The organism is Pontibacter rugosus (genome assembly GCF_042678745.1).
Taxonomy (GTDB): domain Bacteria; phylum Bacteroidota; class Bacteroidia; order Cytophagales; family Hymenobacteraceae; genus Pontibacter; species Pontibacter rugosus.
Genome location: NZ_JBHTLD010000096.1, coordinates 1 through 17,487, shown reverse-complemented (window position 1 = coordinate 17,487; position 17,487 = coordinate 1). Strand labels below are relative to the sequence as shown.

General features: G+C 46.6%; 10 protein-coding genes. 4 read left to right on the top strand and 6 right to left on the bottom strand.

Going from position 1 to position 17,487, the window contains the following annotated elements; all coding sequences use genetic code 11:
- The first annotated feature begins 115 nt into the window (after positions 1-115).
- The gene (locus ACFQ2O_RS11510) at positions 116-2,635 is read left to right on the top strand and encodes a DUF5916 domain-containing protein (RefSeq protein ID WP_377527570.1); all 2,520 of its coding nucleotides are present in this window, start codon (positions 116-118) and stop codon (positions 2,633-2,635) included.
- A 156-nt stretch (positions 2,636-2,791) separates the two neighbouring features.
- Here the strand turns inward: ACFQ2O_RS11510 and ACFQ2O_RS11505 are convergent, their stop codons facing one another.
- The 3 genes from ACFQ2O_RS11505 to sdaAA form a co-directional block, all read right to left on the bottom strand.
- Positions 2,792-6,550: a S8 family serine peptidase gene (locus ACFQ2O_RS11505; RefSeq protein WP_377527566.1), complete on the bottom strand. Its 3,759-nt coding sequence runs from the start codon at positions 6,548-6,550 to the stop codon at positions 2,792-2,794.
- Positions 6,551-6,750: 200 nt separating this feature from the next.
- The gene (gene hemB, locus ACFQ2O_RS11500; RefSeq protein ID WP_377527563.1) at positions 6,751-7,722 is read right to left on the bottom strand and encodes a porphobilinogen synthase; all 972 of its coding nucleotides are present in this window, start codon (positions 7,720-7,722) and stop codon (positions 6,751-6,753) included.
- 223 nt (positions 7,723-7,945) lie between these two features.
- Positions 7,946-8,851 (bottom strand): L-serine ammonia-lyase, iron-sulfur-dependent, subunit alpha, encoded by a 906-nt coding sequence (gene sdaAA, locus ACFQ2O_RS11495; protein ID WP_377527559.1) that lies wholly within the window; start codon positions 8,849-8,851, stop codon positions 7,946-7,948.
- Between the two features lie 208 nt (positions 8,852-9,059).
- Between sdaAA and ACFQ2O_RS11490 the strand changes: the two genes are divergently transcribed.
- Positions 9,060-9,347: an acylphosphatase gene (locus ACFQ2O_RS11490; protein ID WP_377527556.1), complete on the top strand. Its 288-nt coding sequence runs from the start codon at positions 9,060-9,062 to the stop codon at positions 9,345-9,347.
- 413 nt (positions 9,348-9,760) lie between these two features.
- Here the strand turns inward: ACFQ2O_RS11490 and ACFQ2O_RS11485 are convergent, their stop codons facing one another.
- Both ACFQ2O_RS11485 and ACFQ2O_RS11480 read right to left on the bottom strand, forming a co-directional pair.
- Positions 9,761-10,441: a hypothetical protein gene (locus ACFQ2O_RS11485; protein ID WP_377527555.1), complete on the bottom strand. Its 681-nt coding sequence runs from the start codon at positions 10,439-10,441 to the stop codon at positions 9,761-9,763.
- A 308-nt stretch (positions 10,442-10,749) separates the two neighbouring features.
- Positions 10,750-12,177, bottom strand: a complete 1,428-nt coding sequence (locus tag ACFQ2O_RS11480; RefSeq protein WP_377527552.1) for a thioredoxin-like domain-containing protein — start codon at positions 12,175-12,177, stop codon at positions 10,750-10,752.
- Positions 12,178-12,811: 634 nt separating this feature from the next.
- Here ACFQ2O_RS11480 and ACFQ2O_RS11475 point away from each other — a divergent pair.
- Both ACFQ2O_RS11475 and nuoB read left to right on the top strand, forming a co-directional pair.
- Positions 12,812-13,321, top strand: coding sequence for an NADH-quinone oxidoreductase subunit A (locus tag ACFQ2O_RS11475; protein ID WP_377527549.1), 510 nt, complete (start codon positions 12,812-12,814; stop codon positions 13,319-13,321).
- A gap of 45 nt (positions 13,322-13,366) precedes the next feature.
- A complete protein-coding gene (gene nuoB, locus ACFQ2O_RS11470) occupies positions 13,367-13,909 on the top strand; it encodes an NADH-quinone oxidoreductase subunit NuoB (protein ID WP_377527547.1) in 543 nt (180 codons plus the stop codon).
- A 58-nt stretch (positions 13,910-13,967) separates the two neighbouring features.
- On the opposite strand, the gene ACFQ2O_RS11465 is transcribed toward nuoB, so the two are convergent.
- Positions 13,968-17,189 carry an ATP-binding protein gene (locus ACFQ2O_RS11465; protein WP_377527543.1) on the bottom strand — a complete coding sequence of 1,074 codons (3,222 nt, stop codon included), beginning with the start codon at positions 17,187-17,189 and terminating at the stop codon, positions 13,968-13,970.
- Positions 17,190-17,487 lie beyond the last annotated feature (298 nt).

Below are 17,487 nucleotides of genomic sequence, written 5' to 3'. Positions count from 1 at the left end.
CTGTTAAAACATCAAAAAAATAATATTTTTAGTAAAGCAACCTTTGCTGCCTCTGCTTTATCTTTAGTTCTAAATAAGTAAAAGCTAACCCTGCCATACGTTGCTCTAACTATAGATGAAGACAAACCTACTGTTGCCTATCTGGTTGATTTATTGTTGCTTAGCCTGTTGCCTTGTACAGGCGCAGGACCAGAAGCAAGGGCAAACGAAGAAGTATAGCTATCCTCAAAAAAGCCTAAAGGCGCTACGGGTGCAGCAAACTCCCAAAATTGATGGAATTCTAGACGAATCTATCTGGCAAGAGGCAGAAATAGCAACTCAATTCATTAAAAACAGGCCCAACCCGGGGCCAATAGAGAAGCATCCTACAGAAGTAAGGATTTTATACGACGATGCTGCCATTTATATAGGAGCTGTCATGCATGATGTGTCGCAGGATTCCATCTACCGTGAGTTAGGCCGCAGAGATGATTTAGGCAACACAGACTTCTTCGGTGTTTTTCTGGATACTTACCTGGATGAGCTGAATGGCTTTGGCTTCTTTATAACGCCAGCCGGGGTGCAGCTTGATGCCCGTTACTCTTCTAATGGCGAAGACTGGAGTTGGAATGCTGTGTGGGAAAGCAGTGCCAGGCTAAATAAGACCAGTTGGGTTGCAGAGTTCAAAATTCCTTATTCGGCCATTCGCTTTAGCAGCAAGGCAGAGCAAGTATGGGGGCTGAATTTTATGCGCAACAGGCAGTCTACCAGAGAAGGTTTTTTTTGGAATTATGTAGACCCCGCCATAGATGGCTTTGCTAACCAATGGGGCAAACTGGAAGGCCTACAAAATATAGAAGCCCCTTTACGCCTTTCGCTTACACCGTATATTTCTGCCTTTATGGAGCGGTACCCGGTAGAGCAGGAGGGAACTGGTAATATTACCCACAAACAAGACTACAACCTTAGTGGTGGCCTTGACCTGAAGTATGGCATCAATGATGCTTTTACGCTGGATATGACCTTGGTGCCGGATTTTAGCCAAGTGCAGTCAGATAACCGGGTGCTGAACCTTTCTCCTTTTGAGCAGCAGTTTAGCGAGAACCGGCCCTTCTTTCTGGAGGGCACGGAGCTGTTTAACAAAGGAGGCTTTTTTTATTCCCGGCGTATTGGCGGCCGACCTGTAAATGCTAGCTTGATAGATAATGAGCTTTATCAGGACTACAAGGTTATCGAGAATCCGATAGAAACTAAAATGATAAACGGTACTAAGATCTCCGGGCGTACAGAGTCTGGTTTGGGTATCGGTATTTTTAATGCAGTGGTGGGGGAGCAGTATGCAACCTTAGAAGATGCCGAAGGAAACAAAGTAGAACTGAAAACACAGCCGCTGACCAACTATAACATTGCCGTTTTCGATCAGTCGCTCAAAAACAACTCTTACATCACGTTGGTAAACACCAACGTGATGCGGCAGGGCTCTGCCTACGATGCCAATCTAACAGGCATGCTTTTTAGGATAGCTAACAAAGGAAACAAGTATGCTGTGGACGGCAAAGCTGCCCTTAGCCAAAAGTTTGACGCAGGTGATGTTGAGCATGGATACATGTATAGTATAGGAGCCGGAAAAGTTAGCGGCAACTTTCAGATTAACGCATCGCATGTGCTGCGCTCAGACAAATACGACCCAAACGACATGGGTATACTGTTTACAAATAACTCATCGGCGCAGGAACTGAACCTGGCCTATAATTTTTACGAACCTTTCTGGAAGCTACTGAACCTATACACCAATGCCGGGGCTGTGTATGAGCGCCGTTATTTACCAGATGATTTCCAGAATTTCGTGATCTATGGTAATGTAAACGGCACGTTTAAAAACTTTATGAGTGCCGGCTTAAGCGTTAACCTGGAGCCAGTAGTAACGAACGATTTCTTTGAGCCTCGTGTAGATGGCAGAGTATATGCCTACCCAGTGAACCACACCTTAAACGGATGGGTATCTACAGACTATCGCAAAAAATTGGCACTGGATGTAGGTGTAAACTATCGCGCTTTTAAGGAAAATAACAGACAGAACTTTAGCTATGAGATTTCGCCGCGCTATAGAGTAAACAATCAGTTAAGCTTTGCCTATAGCTTTGAGTCTGGCAACAGGCAGGACGATATGGGCTATGTAAGCCGGGTAAAGTATGAGGATGAGCAGGGCAACCTCCTGAGGGACCCTGATGTTGTTTTTGGCTTACGAAAGGTTAATTCGGTTAACAACACCTTGTCGGGCAGTTATATATTTAACAACCGGATGTCTCTGCGGCTGCGTGCGTGGCATAACTGGAGTAAAGTTATTTACAGCGATTTTTTTATGTTGCAGCACAACGGAAGTCTGGAGCCTTACAAGTATGAACCGGAAGAATCACCAGATTTAAACTACAACTCCTTTAACCTTGACATGGTGTACTCGTGGTGGTTTGCACCAGGCAGTGAGATTAGCATAGTCTGGAAAAATGCTTTTGAAGAAAATGTTCATGTGGTAGAGCCTCGCTATGTAGATAACTTTTCGCACACCCTTCGCGCACCGCAAAGCAGTACTTTTTCTATCAAGGTGCTATATTACCTTGATTACCTTACGCTAAAGCGGAAGCTTGCTAAGCCTTAACTAACTCAAACAGCCTAAAGCAAGTATAAAAACGCGTAGTATAAAGTTGCAATCTATTCATACTATGCGTCAGTTAGTAGCAAGGGCTGCGACAGACATAAAAAAGGGAGGCGCTTCTAAAGCTACCTCCCTTTTTTAATAAGGCTGATAGAAAGCTTATCGGCGGATAACTATTTTGCGGGTATAGGTCTGGTTGCCATACTGCAATCTTACAATGTAAAGGCCATCTGAATACTTAGATAAATCAAAGCTGCCTTTGTATTGGCCATTAATCTGCTTTACAGTAGCAGCGTAAACCTGTTTCCCTACCACATCCACCACCATCAGATGCATGTCTTCCAGTGCAGTTGTTTCCACCGTATAACTGAACTTGCCATCGTTGCTAGGGTTAGGATACACCATTAGCTCTGGCCCAACTTCCCGTTCAGCGCTTTCCAACTCATATCTGTAAGCCAACGACATATCAGAAATACAACCATTCTTGAATACAACTACGCTGTACTGCCCATCAAAAGAAGGGGTAAAGCTGCTGCCGGTAGCGCCTGCTATCGCCTCTCCGTCCAGAAACCACTGATTGCCTTCTGCCTCACTGGATACCAACTCCTGCCCCTGTCGTGCGACAGACGGTGTTTCCAGCGGAGCCCCTGTTTTTACTGTTACAGCTACACGTGGACCTGCACAACCCAAGGCGCGTACTTTCAGATCATAGAAATAGTAATAGTAGTTCTGCGAGTCGGTGGTAGCGGTGTTACCCGTAATGGTAAAGACGTTTTCTATACCGAAAGGATAGCCCTTTACCCCAGCATTGTTCCTGTAAATAGTAGCTCCATCCTCATAAGAAATGGCAATGGTATAGTCTCCTGCCTTAGGCAACTGCAAGCCGAGGTAATACAGCTGCCCCGGATCAGCCAGGTCGTCTGGTTGATCGGCAGGACCTGGTTTGCTGGTAGTAGCCGTAACATTTAGTGTGCGGGATGATACAGGTGCACCATTGCTATCATATACCGTAAAGGTGATTTTTCCGCTGTTGCCAATATAGAGCCGCGCCTGCTCCAGCACAACTGGTGCCTTGGTGTTAACTAGTACCGAAGGCCCAAACTGATTGTAGTTACCCTTCTCAAAAGCAGCCTTGTTTGGTGCTCCAACCGTTGCCGTAAAATCATCAAAGGCGGCGTATAAAGTAGTGCCAGCGGTAGCAACAGGTACCTGCACCTGATCGCCAGCGGCTACAGGCGTAGTGCTGGTCGGGGAAGAATACCAGAAAGGAGTACCTTCACCTTGTGCCGATACAATGTAGTTAGAGCCTTCACCGCAGCGGAACGCAAAGGCCTCTACTGGAGCCACACCGTCGCCAGCTACAGCAAAGCTATAGTTGCGCTGGTTGTTGCTTAAAACGGCATCATTCGTTAAATCTGACTGTGCCACCAGCTCATAGGTGGCACCGGCCTCTGTGGCAAACGTTTCGGGTAGCAGTAGGTTTGCTTGGCTAAAAGGTGCCAGCACACCCATAAACGTAGCTTTTAAAGTTGTTAACTCTACTCCATTTTTAAGTATAGTAACTGCTACAGGTATATTTCGCTGCTCAACCGACCCATGGTTACGTAGTATAACCTGCACACTTTGGGCATCTGTTGCGCAAAGCGAGGCACCAACAGGTTGTATACCTGTTATGCCCACATCTTTCTGTGGTTTAATGTATTGGATTAGGTAATCGTGTGTTTCGCCTTTTGGAGAGCTACTACAGGCATCTATAGTTGCTGCATTAGCCGTTTCCTGCACCATCACACGCATTCTAACTTTATTTCCCTCCTGTACAAAACCAGGAGCCGTTAGGTTAGCTATGTAGGTGTTGCTGTTCAATACATCAGAAGTAATGATTTCGCCGGCATCTGTAAACGAGCCGTTGCCATTCCAGTCAACAAAAGCCTTAACCACCTTTGCTGCGTCTGCGCCACAAGATCCTAGGTCCAGCTTAAGTTGCTTTGTCTGACTTGGCTCGAATGTGAAAACTGTGCCTGTCAGGTTGCGGTATGTGGTGCAGGCTTCGCTATAGTTGCTGGCTTGTGTTCCCAGCGTTAGCTTGCTGATTTTGGCACCAGTATTAGTGCCCGTTGCCACAGTACAAGCTAACGTGCCACCTGCGCCACTCACTAATAAAGAGTAAGCCTGCGGCCCGCTCACCAGTTGCCCTTTGTGTTTTACAGTTATAGTATACGTCTGCCCTGGTACCGCATCTGCAATTAAAATCTGCTCCACATTGTCCAGCACGTTGTCTCCTGCCTTTGCCGCTTCTGCAGGCTTAGCAGGGTTCAGTGTCCAGGGCAGATGGTCTTTGCCATTGCCTGTTACGCGCACATCCAGGTCATTTATCAGCTTTGGCGTACGGCTGTTTAAGGCATTTGCTCCAACGGCAACAGGTGTCGCCTTTGGGTCTGTCCAGGATATGGTGATTTTAAGTGGGCCGGCACCTGAAGCCTGTATCGCTAAGGTGTGAGTCTGCCCTTGTGCCAGCGTTTTTTCGTCCAGCAGATGGGTTTTTTTTGTGTTGGAAATAAAAGTGGCAGCACGTTCTGCGTTTAGTAAGCCCCAACCAAACACATAATCGGGGCCACTAGTAGAGCCAGCCTCGTCTGCTGTATGTATAGCCAGCCCTTTTAGAGTAGCTGCACGCATAAACTGCCCATTGTTCACATTGCTGTAATGCTCTTGCAGCAGCAGGAGCGTACCTGCTACATTCGGAGAGGCCATAGAGGTTCCGCTCAGCACTTGGTAGCTTCTGTCGTTTGTAGATGAGGTCGAAAGCACAGCTACACCGTTGCCTACTAAGTCTGGTTTTATACGTCCGTCATCTGTAGGGCCCCAGGAGCTGAAGGAGGATATTCTTACATCAGAGGCTTGGTTATAGCCGTTTGTAATAGCTGCTACAGCGCCAACAGTAAGTATGTTTTTGGCATTGCTGGCTGTAGAAAGCACATCATAGCTATTGTTGCTGCTTATAGTGGCAGGGCGTTTGTCTATTAATTTAAAAGAGCCTTTGCTGTTGCGCTGATAGTATGGTTTGCCCACTTCCGGGCCTGTTTCGTTGCGGTTGTTGCCCGCTGATTTTACGATCAGGTAATAGGGTGCATTGTAGGCTATCTCATCCCAAGTGGCGGCACCTTCATCATAATATCCAAAGGTATAATCTTCCGTGCTGCTAATGTCTGTATCACCCCACCATTCCCAGTAAGGATCTTCGTCAGTACCTTTGCGATCGGAGTTGTAGCGCCATCCAGCAATATTGCCATACGAGTGGTTTGATACCAGCAGGTCTTTTGCGGCTGCGGCCATTTCGGCATCATCTCCATTAAAATCATAGGCTAATAGAGATTTATAGCCGAATGCCATGCCTTTAGCTGATGCATTTACACCGCTAGCCACCATGGTGCCTGCCACGTGGGTGGCATGGTCGTTAATTTCTGTCGGATTATCTTTTTGAATTACCCGCCCTGCCAGTTCCTGGTGTGTAGACCGTACACGGCCACCATCCCAGATAGCCAGTTTATTTGATATTTTGCTCCCGCTGCCGCTCAGGCTCAAGCCAAGTGAGCCACCGGCCCATAGCTGGTCTGTTTTGGTGGTAGCCGCTGCATTGGAGTTATTGTAGGTAATATAATAGATAGGAAGCCCTTTGGCATCAATACCTTGCAGCGAAATAGAAGTACCATTACTATACGTTTTCTCTACTACCCATCCCCGCTCTTCGGCTAGTTTAAAAGCCTTGATGCGGTTTAGCCTATAATCCTTTTCAGCGGAGGAGGCAATGCGCTGAAGTGCTGCTGTATTAGTACGGGTAGGGGTGAGGTTACGCTGTGCAAGCGCCGAAGTGCTAGCCACCATGCTTAACGCAACAAGCCAAAGGCTCCATCTTCTCATAAAAGTATCGTTGGGTACGTCTGTTCTATTCTCAAGGTACTATATAAGCCTGATAAAGCCAAAGTTGTTCCTTCTGCACCAGATAAATTAGTGGCCTGATTTGTAAATGTTTAAGAGGTGCCGAAAGCTCCCTGCGGCGGCAGAAAAAAAAACGCACCAGCAAGAGCCGGTGCGTTTACAAACAGTGCTAAACGAATAAATTATTTTTTCAGGTACTGGGCAAACTCCTTAGCAAAATACGAGAGTATGATATCAGCACCGGCACGTTTTATACTTAACAGGCTTTCCAGCATAGCTTTTTCACCATCTAGCCAGCCATTTTGAGCGGCGGCTTTTACCATGGCATACTCTCCGCTCACGTTATAAGCCGCAACAGGCAAGTGTGAGTTGTCGCGCAAAAGTTTGATGATGTCCAGATAAGCCAACGCAGGTTTTACCATCAGGTAATCGGCCCCTTCAGCAATATCCAGTTCTGCTTCTAACAGCGCTTCGCGGCTGTTGGCCGGGTTCATCTGGTACGTTTTTTTATCGCCCATTTTTGGGGCAGAGGCCAAAGCATCACGGAAAGGTCCGTAAAAGGCACTGGCATACTTTGCTGTATAACTCATAATACCCACCTTCTGGAAGCCATTCTCATCAAGCACCCGGCGGATGTGCCCTATACGGCCATCCATCATATCAGAGGGAGCTACCACATCTGACCCTGCCTGTGCCTGCGCCAGAGCCATTTTGCCCAATACCTCCAGTGTCTCATCGTTCAGAATCTCCCCGTTCTCCACAATGCCGTCATGGCCATCAGAACTGTAAGGGTCCATGGCTATATCCGAAAAAATGGCTACCTCCGGAAAGTTTTTCTTTATCTCGCGAATAGCACTGGTGTAAAGCCCATCCGGGTTCTGACTTTCGGTGGCATACTTATCCTTCAGGTGCTCAGGAATGTTGGGGAAAGGAGCAAAGGCTTTGATCCCTAATTCTACGCAGGAAGCAATTTCATCCTGAAGCGTATCTATGGAAAAGCGGCTGATGCCTGGCATGGAGGTGATGTCCTCACGCTGGTTTTGTCCTTCAATGATAAAGAGTGGGAATATAAAATCGTTAACACCAAGTGTAGTTTCCTGCACCAGGTTGCGTATTACCTCTGTTCGGCGGTTGCGTCTTGGTCTAATGTTCATGTCAATATTGTTTTACAGAAAAGCGTTCTGATCTATAGCAAGGCAATTTACGGCTTAAAATATAGAATTGCTTTTCGTTTATAGTGATAACATTGATGTATGTCGAGTGAGCAAAGCATCTTACAAATTTCTGCTCTTGCTGCACTGTTGTTCTACTTAAATTGTAAAGTATGGCAAGTAAGTTTATACTTGGTGGCCGGGTGCAAAATCAACAAAACAGAATTTATTCGCTATCCTCGTCAGGCAGGATCTCCACATCCTGCACCAATACAAAGTTTTCAATCTCCCTTGCTCTTGGGGTGTTAGCAAGTCCACCTTCTGCTGTTTCTTTATACTTGCGCTCCATACTTTCGCCTACCTCACCAAGGGCAGCCACGCATTGGTCTACAGGTATAACAGCATTAACACCGGCTATAGCCATCTGTGCAGAAGAGAAAGCAATAGCGGCGGCACTGGCATTACGCACAATACAAGGTACCTCCACCAAACCTGCTACCGGGTCGCATACTAAGCCCAGCATACACTGTATGGTAATGGCCACAGCTGTGAACACTTGCTCTACATTTCCGCCGAGGCAATAGACGATGGCTCCGGCAGCCATGGCGCCAGCACTACCTGTTTCTGCCTGACAACCACCTACGGCACCTGCCAGCGAAGCATTCTGCTCAATAATTAAAGCGATACCTGCTGCTACCAACAGACCCTCGTGTATTGTTCGGTCTTCCAGGCCGTGCAGCTCCTGAAGTGTGGTAAGCGTGCCCGGCAAAATACCGGAAGCACCCGCTGTTGGAGCAGCTACTACGCGGCCCATGCAAGAGTTTACCTCTTTAGCACCCAAGGCACGTGATACCAGCATCTGAAACTCCGGAGACAGAACGGTAACCGGAGACTTAGCCACTTTCTTAGCGCTGTTGTTCACCATGCCCGAGCGCGACTGCATGTTTTCTGTCAGTCCTGTCTGCACGGCATCTTTCATTACCTCAAAGGCATTGGCGATGTTTTCCCATATATACTCTTCAGAGCGGCCTTTTTGGTCGGTTTCGTATGCTAGCACAGGCTGGTAAAGCGGTTCGCCGGTTTCGGCACAGTGCTCTTGCCAACTCTTAAAATCTGTGAATAATAATGACATAGTTCTTAATTCCTTTCTCTATAGTATGGTAGCGGCTAAGGCCCCTCAACGGGCAAAAGAAGCCACACGTCTTGTATACAAGTATACGTGTTTCAAAGATAACAAAACCGACCGCAGTAAATGTTCGGTGCCTCAAAAGTATAAGTTAGTAAACTTATGGCTGCTTAGCCCGTTCTGCTTGAAACAGAAGTCCAGTTATACTTAAAAGATGGAGAGCAACAGCAAGAAGCGTATTGCCATGCGGGTGTATGGCAAGGTGCAGGGAGTGTTTTTTAGAGCCACCACACAAGAAAAAGCAAGAGCACTGGGCCTAACCGGTTTTGTGCAAAATGAGCTGGGTGGCACTGTGTACCTGGAGGCTGAAGGAGATGTAAAGGCCTTAAGCCAGCTGGAACAGTGGGCGCACGAAGGGCCAAGCAGGGCAAGCGTTGAAAAGGTAGAGGTAGAGGAAAAGGAGAGTCTGCTAGGGTTTGAGGAATTTGAGCAGCGGCGGTGAATTTGACAACAAGTCCTTTTATCTATGTCTCAACCGCTTTTTGCGGCTGTGTTGGAATCAGGAGGCAGATCTTATACTATCTCATATAAGGGGCACTAGCATGCCTTGCTACTTGCCCTCCAAGAGTACTGCGTCGGCATAATGGCCTCATTTCGATATCTTATTTTTTTCTTGCCCCGCTTTTAGATGATAAACCTTCAGACTATTGTGATCAGGTGCTGAAACAAAGGAGACTTTGACGCATTTTCTTCAAAACCTATATTTGAAATTGATAAAAGTAGGCTCAGCATCAAAGCGTTTTGGATGCTGAGCAGTGGGAGGGGGATATCTTATTGTCGTATAGCAGCTTCCAAGTATGCACTGCTTCAGGCCTAAATATCGCTCAAAATATTAAGCTGCTTAACTGAGCTTTGCTATAAGCTATTGGAGTAGGCTACTAGTTTAGCTATGTCTTCTTCGTTACGTAGGTTCAGTGAGTTCTTTTTAATATAAACTTCTAAATTGCCTGTTTCTCCAGATAAAACTGATAACAGTGAGCTTTTGGATTTTTTTACCTTTACCAGTTTATTGTTCGTTGCTATATAATAGTCAGATGATTCCTGTACTTCTCTATTTATTGTTGCGGAGCTGTAGTTTTTACGGTCAAACAAGTTCTTAGAGGTTTTTTTGAGCATCGTGTGCTTGCCTTGGGCTATAACTTCCAAAAATGTGTTTGGGGAAATTTCTTCACTGCTGTAGCCCTTGCGGAAAGTCTTCTCAACCTTTTGGTTATCTTTAATATAACTTATGCTAAATTCCTGCACAGGTTCTATCAGCTCTTTCACTTGATTATTTTTAGTCTTGAAAATAATCACATCCTTCACTTGGTCATACATAATAGAAATACCTTGGTAGGTAATGCCATTGCTTAAACTAATGGACCCTGTCGCCCAATCAGGATGCAGATAAGGTGAGCCATCCATAGAGATAGTGTTGTATTCATGCACCGCCCTGCCTTCCATATCATTGGTTTGCGTGTACTGAGCTGTAGCATCTATACTAATAAGGCTATAAGCCAAGAGTGATAAAGCAATTACCTTAGCTGTAGGTCTCATAATGATTTTGGTTTTCTTCAGATGTTTAAGATGCAAATAAATCTTTATTTATACTATGATATGTATAGTATAATTTTTGAGGATAGTAAAGGTAAATAGCTGTGTATTTTAACTTTAAATGGAAGACTATAGAAGTGATGGTAATACCAAGCCCACTTTACTAATCTATTGGCAGTTCTTGAGAAGAGTAATGTCCTCCACAAGAATTGCCTTGTTGTGATTTAAACTGTAGAAGCTGTGAAAATATTAGCAGTTACTACACGTGAAGCTGCTGCTGCTAAGGCGGTGGGTTCTTTTTATATGTTCACCTATTCTTTAAACCTCACCTTTACTTCCTGTTTCTCACCAGTAGTAATATCAACTGTGAAAAGTTGATGGCTGTTGGTGCTGGTAACCCACAACTGACCATTTAGGAAGATGATGTCGTTAGGCTCGTGAAGGCCTTCCGCTATGGTGCGCACTTTCTGGCGCTCCAGGTCCAGCACCTTAATTTTGCCATTATAAGTATCAGCTATGTAGATGTTGCTGTCTATGTTCTCAACACCAACACAGTGCTGCAACAGGGCATCATCCACATGGCCATCTATATCCCCAAAATCAAACAAGCCTCTGCCCAAAGGCGTTAAAACCATACCTGTCTGAGTATTCACAGTGCGAATAGCACTTGCTTCGGCATCAGCTACATAAAGCACAGGACCATTGCTGGCCAGGCCACTGGGCTGGTTGAAAGCTGCTTCACGGAGAGGGCCATCAGTTAAAGCCTCCCGACCGCTGCCTGCAAAGCGGTATACCTGCTCTGTGGCTAGATCCATGCGTAGAATCTGGTGGTTTCCGGCATTGGCAATGTAAAGGAAATCATCAAGTATAAGCAGATCCCAGGGGCTGTTAGGGTTTACTGGTTCTTCTAATTTATCCTCCAGAAAATAGTATCCTAGCTCTCCTGTGCCAGCCGCAGTGCTTACCTGCTGGGTTTGCAGGTCAACTTTCCGGATCGCATTGTTTTTGGCATCAGCTACATAAAGCACAGACTCGTGCAGCGCCAAACCATGTGGCTCATAAAAAGTAGTTTCTGCGTAACTGCCGTTATCAAAGCCTTGGTTGCCGCTGCCAATTACTTCCAGCACCTGCCCCTGCTGGTTAAGCTTCAGAATGCGGTTGTGGCCACTGTCGGAGAGGTAAATGTTGCCATCTGCATCACTGATCAACTTTGACGGAAAGTAGAGACTTGGCTTCTGTTGCATGGCATGCTCCACGTGGAAATGAATAGGCTCTTTGTTTAGCTGTCCTTCAAACTGCTCTTTCAGCTGCTCGATGTATGGCTTCACAGTATCGTAAACGCTTTCGCCCGCGTGCTGCCCAATTACTTTGCCATTAGGATCTATCAGCACTGTAGTGGGCCATGCCTTAATGCCGTACTGCGTCCAAATCTGGTAATCAGCATCATTTACCACCGGGTGCTCTATGCCAAACTTCCGAACGGCCTGCATAATTGTTTCATTTTGCTTCTCGGCATCAAACTTAGCCGAATGTATGCCCACTACTACCAGCACATCGGCATACTCCTCTTCCAGTCGCTTCAGGTCAGGCACAATATGTTGGCAGTTAATGCAGCCAAAGGTCCAGAAGTCCAGCAGCACAATCTTGCCTTTAAAATCTTTGATAGACCAGTTCTGCTCTGTGTTGAGCCAGCCGTATTCTGTATTTATTTCTGGTGCGTTTACTCGTCCGGTAAGCATAGTATACGTTCGTTTTCGGTTGCTATAGGTGTTACAGCTTTAAGGAGTGATTTGTTTAGTCGCTGTTTTAGTTCAAGTATAATCGCTATGGTTTAAGTTAGTCAGTTGGCTCCATCCCTAGCCCCTCCTTATTTTTTACGAGGGGTCCCATCCCCAGGCAGGGAATCTGTAACTAACTGTTCGTCAGGTATAAGCGCTGTAGTTAGGATATTCAAGTAAACCCACCCCAGCCCCTCCCGAGAGGGGAGTCAGTGTAAGCTCTGTCAGCTTTGGCTACTGAACCAATCCCAGTCCTTGGGTGGGGGTAGGGGCCCTCAAAAAAAGCGCCTTGTGCATGTTGCGGTGCCCGCCAAAGCAGCCGGAGCAGAGCGGAGGCAGTTGGAGGCACAAGCGGACACTTGCGCCAGAGAAGTAGACGGTTCAGCCCTTGATAAGCAGCAGTTATTCAGGTATAGCTTTCCAAGGCAGTTGAGTTACAGTTCCGACACTATTTATAGTATACGAATCTGAAGACTTGCGCCAAAAGAGAAAGCTCATAAATAAGTAAACGCTAGAGTCTTACTTATCTATACCACGTACGCAACATCCGCTATCTCATAATTTATCGTAATTTTGCATAAACAGCTGCAACACAATGGCAGAAAACTATACATCAGATTTTGGTACAATCTTACTCTTCCTGGTAGGCGGGGCTATTTTTGTGGTGATTGGTATGCTGACAAGCCGGCTGATACGCCCTGATAACCCAAATGCTGAAAAGCTGACAACGTACGAATCAGGAGAGGAGCCAATTGGGAATGCGTGGGTACAGTTTAACCCACGCTTTTATGTGGTGGCGCTTATCTTTATCATTTTTGATGTAGAGCTGGCCTTTCTGTTCCCGTGGGCAACGGTATTTGGGCGTAAGGAACTGATAGAGGCAACAGGTGGGTTATGGGGATGGTTCTCATTGGCAGAGATGTTTATCTTTATAGGTGTGCTGGTGCTGGGGTTAGCCTATGCCTGGGCCAAAGGCCACCTCGACTGGATAAAGCCAAAGCCTATACTTCCGAAGAGCCGCTCGAAAATACCACTGGATGTGTACCAAAAGGTAAACGCCCGCCATGAGGCTAAAAATAAAGTAAGCAGAAACACGGAAGTATAAACAGAGCCATTCATAATTTCTAATTCATCATTCATAATTGTTAAAGTGGACAAGACAGGAGAAGGCGGTGTAGTGATCACCAAGCTGGATGATTTGCTGAACTGGGCGCGACTAACCTCGCTGTTTCCGATGGGCTTCGGGTTAGCTTGCTGCGCTATTGAGATGATGGGGGCCTACGCCTCAGGCTATGACCTGGATCGGTTTGGTATTATACCTCGGGCCTCACCGCGGCAGTCTGATGTGATGATCGTGGCTGGCACAGTTACTTTTAAAATGGCCGACCGTGTGCGCCGCCTCTATGAGCAGATGCCAGAGCCACGCTATGTGATCTCGATGGGGAGCTGCTCTAACTGCGGTGGGCCATACTGGGAACACGGTTACCATGTAGTGAAAGGAGTAGACAGAATTATACCGGTGGATGTATATGTGCCGGGTTGTCCACCAAGGCCAGAGGCGCTGATTGGCGGTTTTTTACAGCTGCAGGAAATCATCCGAAAAGAAACCATACGTGCCCCAAGAGCTGTACAGCAGATCATGGCCAAACGCGCGCAACAAGGCCAGCCTGTAGCAGCTGCAAACGAAGTATAATTGCTAGTAGATGTAAAGAGCAAAGCCTGTAGTTCAAATGAGCTACAGGCTTTGCTCTTTAAGCTAATGGAGTGCCTGCAGACTGTACAGCTGTTCTGGCATACTCCTTCAGGTAGATATTGAATGTAGTGCCTAGTGCCAGCTTACTGTCTACCTGCAGACGGCCACCATTTCGCTCTACCATATTTTTAACCAGGTAAAGCCCTAGCCCGTTGCCTTCTGCTGCATTGGTAAATCGTTTGAAAGGCTTGAACAGGTGATGTCCGTAGCGCTCCAGGTCAATGCCAATGCCGTTATCAGACACTCGCAGAAGCACTGTGTCATGATCGCGCTCGGTGTGCAGGTGGATAATAGGTGGCCTATTAGGTGATTTATACTTAAGCGCATTCTGCACCACATTTCGAATGATGCTAACCAGGTAAGCCTCCACATAAACAATGGATTCTGCCTCATTAAAATCTGCGGCCAGTTGCCCGTTTTGTGCCTGTAGCTGTTCAGAAAAATCCTCCTGCAGGTCACGGAATACTTCATCAAATCGTATCTCCTGAGTACCGCGATCACCTTTGCCCTGGAACTGCACAATGCTTAATAAGCCGGTTACTGTTAAGTCTAACTTTTTAACGGCAGTCTCAATTCTCGAAATGCTAGCTTTTTGTATGGCAGGGTTACTCTCTGACTGGTAAAGCTCCAGTAAGGATTTTAAACCATTGATAGGAGACTTTAAGTCGTGGGCTGCCATGTGCACAAAGCTGTCCAGCGTTTCGTTAGCTTTCATCAGCGTGGTGTTGTGGCTCTCTGTTTCCTCTAGCGTATGCTGCAAACTGCTTTTTGCTTTTTTACGGAAGGTGATGTCTGTTAACAGAAAAGCTGTTCCTTCTGCCAAAGGGTGTATACGAACCTCCAGCCAGCGGCCTCTTTCTTTTTCCTGGTATTCAAAAGTGCGTGGCAGCTCGTCCTTTTGCGAAAGTGACATACGTGCCCGAAGAGCTTTGTATACATCTTCTGGCACCACTTCCTCCAGCAGCTTACCGTTTACCTGTGTCGCCTCCTTGCTTAAGCTATGCAGTACTCGGCTGTTCACAAAAGTAAAGCGAGAGTGGTGGTCCAATACTGCAAAGCCTTCATTCATACTTGTTACCACCGCAGTTAACTGGCTGCGTAGCTGAGCCAGCTCCAGGTTTGCCTTTACACGCGCCTTCAGTTCGCGTGCATCAAAGGGTTTGATCAGGTAATCGTCAGCACCCTGTTCCATGCCTTCTGCGCGAGCTTCCTCGCCAGCTCTTGCCGATAGTAGTATAACAGGCAGGAGCCGCGTACGTTCATCAGCCCTGATCTGCTCCAGCAGCTGAAAACCATCCACCTCGGGCATCATGATATCCGAAATAACTAATGCTGGATAATTGTCTAAAATCGCTTTCCAGGCATGAGCTCCGTTGGGTGCCGTTTGTATGTTATAATCTTGCTGAAGTATGCGCTTCAGGTAATATAACATATCCTGATTATCATCTACTAACAGTACAAGCGGGCGCTCTATGGCAGCAGTGGTTGCAAACGATGGAAGACTTTTATGTTTGGGAGATGTTACGGTATAATCATACGTAAGGCCAGCCCGCTCCTCTGGTTTCTTATGGTTCCCAACAGCTGTCGGCTGGGACTCTTCCGCTTCAGTAGCTGTTACTATACCAGCAGGTTGAAGATGATCTTTCCCTGCCGGTATAGCAATGGTGAAAGTAGTGCCTTCACCAACTGTACTGGCTACTTTGATAGTGCCTTGATGCATTTTCACTAGCTCCTGCACCAAGGCTAAGCCGATACCGGAACCTTCGTGGGAGCGGCTCTTTACTCCTTTTATGCGATGGAAACGCGAGAACAGTTGAGCTGTTTCTTCGGCAGGCACACCAACGCCTGTGTCGGCTACAGTTAAGACTACTTGCTTATCTATGTAATTAAAGCTAACCGTTATTTCACCTTCAAATGTGAATTTAAGCGCATTAGAGAGGAGGTTAAAGATAATTCCTTCCCACATCTCTACATCTATGTAAACAGGTTCTGGTATAGGTGCGCAGTAAACATTGAACCGTAGCCCAGCAGCTTCAGCAGCAGAGCGGAAGTAAGCACATAGGTCAGTTGTGAGGCTGCTAACATCTACAGCCTGAAATTGCGCCTTTAATCGTCCTGCCTCTGCTTGAGCAAAGCTTAAAAGGTTGTTTACCAGTTTCAAAAGGCGCTTTCCGTTACGCTGCACCATGGCTAACTGCTCTCGTGCCTCTACCGGTAAATCCGATGCAGCCAAATCGTTCAATGGCCCCAGCATGAGGGTAAGCGGTGTGCGAAACTCATGGCTGATGTTGTGAAAGAAGTCTGTTTTGGCTTTATCAAGGGTTGCCAGGGCCTCTGCTCTTTTCCGTTCTTCCTCATGCGCCTGAGCATTGGCTATGGCACGGCCCACATGGTTAGCTACTAAAGTATAGAAAGAGATATATGCTTCGTCTACTTGCCTGCGTGGGCTAAAGCCTGCCACCATTATAGCGTAAGGCCGTTTCACATCATCCTGCCCCGCACGTGTGATAGGCAACACGATAGCCTCCTTCAGCGGCTCCGGCCAAGCCCCGGCAACCAGTGCTCCAAACCGCTCCTGTAGGTTTTTTACTATTTCAGGCTTACCTGTGGCTGCTACCTGTGCTATTGGCCAAGGCGTAGCAGTAAGATTATTTTTAAGGCTGACAATAGCGGGGCTTTGCCTACTGCTGGCGGGTAGGCCTGTTATACCTGCCAAGGTCGCTTCTTCTCCTGTTTCGCTTATGAGGTAAATGAGCGCAAAAGGCACATCCTGCGGATTAGTTGCCAAGGATTCTGTCACCGCCTGGCATGTAGCGGCAGGTTTCCTTATTTGGGTGCTGTGGGCTGCCAGGTGGCTTAGCATAGCCAATCGCCGCTGGTTCACTACGTCAGTGGTGGTTTCGATAGCGGTGGCATATATGCCGCCTACTTCGCCGTCTTCATCATAAATAGGGCTGTGGGAGAAGGTAAAGTAAGCTTCTTCTAAAAAGCCGCTCCTGTTTGGTAAAACCAGTTGATCTTTGAAATAGGTTGTTTCGCCAGCCTTTACTTTATCAAAAATAGGTGTCAGGAAATCCCACATCTCACTCCACCACGGGTAAGCAGGCTCCCCCAGGGCACCGGGGTGCTTGGTCTGCATAATAGTAGCATACCCATCGTTATAGAAGTGAATCAGCTCTGGACCCCAATGGATCATCATCGGGATTTTTGATGATAACATAATACTGACAGCTGTCCGAAGGCTTTGCGGCCAACTCTCTACAGGGCCAAGTGATGTGCTTTCCCAGTTTAACTGTCTGATGAGGTTGCCCATCTCACCGCCACCTCTGAAAAATATTTTTGATTTATTGCTTTCTGCTTGCATCGTTAACTCAGGCACCTAGGCTTATATAAATAAATAAAGGTCAATCCTTTAAATTAACTGTAATCGACCTTGTGGTGCCGTTGCTCGTTTACAGCAAGAAGTTTTAAAGTTACTATTTTTCTTGAAAAAAGGAATAACTGTAAGTATAGCTTTG

Bases quoted from the DNA above. Each gene is read 5' to 3' on its own strand.
- ACFQ2O_RS11505 (WP_377527566.1), bottom strand. From the start codon at position 6,550: ATGAGAAGATGGAGCCTTTGGCTTGTTGCGTTAAGCATGGTGGCTAGC.
- ACFQ2O_RS11490 (WP_377527556.1), top strand. From the start codon at position 9,060: ATGGAGAGCAACAGCAAGAAGCGTATTGCCATGCGGGTGTATGGCAAG.
- hemB (WP_377527563.1), bottom strand. From the start codon at position 7,722: ATGAACATTAGACCAAGACGCAACCGCCGAACAGAGGTAATACGCAAC.
- ACFQ2O_RS11465 (WP_377527543.1), bottom strand. From the start codon at position 17,189: ATGTTATCATCAAAAATCCCGATGATGATCCATTGGGGTCCAGAGCTG.
- ACFQ2O_RS11480 (WP_377527552.1), bottom strand. From the start codon at position 12,177: ATGCTTACCGGACGAGTAAACGCACCAGAAATAAATACAGAATACGGC.
- sdaAA (WP_377527559.1), bottom strand. From the start codon at position 8,851: ATGTCATTATTATTCACAGATTTTAAGAGTTGGCAAGAGCACTGTGCC.
- ACFQ2O_RS11475 (WP_377527549.1), top strand. From the start codon at position 12,812: ATGGCAGAAAACTATACATCAGATTTTGGTACAATCTTACTCTTCCTG.
- ACFQ2O_RS11485 (WP_377527555.1), bottom strand. From the start codon at position 10,441: ATGAGACCTACAGCTAAGGTAATTGCTTTATCACTCTTGGCTTATAGC.
- ACFQ2O_RS11510 (WP_377527570.1), top strand. From the start codon at position 116: ATGAAGACAAACCTACTGTTGCCTATCTGGTTGATTTATTGTTGCTTA.